We start from the raw sequence: 310 nt of genomic DNA, 5'->3' as shown, positions 1-310 counted from the left end.
CCGTTTCGGTTTGCGCTGTTCATGGGGCTGTTGAGCCTCGTGGCACCCTCGGCTTTTGCCGAAGGCGAGATGAATTTTAAAGGCACATTAATCGCACCGCCGCCGTGCAAGGTGGATGACAGTCAAAGCATCGAGGTGAATTTTGGTGACCGGCTAGGGGTCAATAAAATTGATGGCGTGGCCTACGCTAAGCCACTTGAATACCGCTTGGAATGTGACGATACCAGCCCGCACGGGTGGACGCTTACCTTATCGTTGAACGGAGATATTAGCCCTTTTGATGGGGATGTGTTTCACACCACAAGCTTGG

The 310-nt window shown here is 52.6% G+C and carries 1 protein-coding gene; it reads left to right on the top strand.

All coding sequences use genetic code 11. The features are described from left to right. On the top strand, positions 1-310 hold a 310-nt coding region (locus AAZR93_RS21675; RefSeq protein WP_434721050.1), incomplete at both ends, for a fimbrial protein.

This window comes from Providencia sp. Je.9.19, from assembly GCF_051129765.1.
GTDB lineage: Bacteria > Pseudomonadota > Gammaproteobacteria > Enterobacterales > Enterobacteriaceae > Providencia.
The sequence above is the reverse complement of the archived record's forward strand: the minus strand, read 5'-3'. Positions and strand labels throughout refer to the sequence as shown.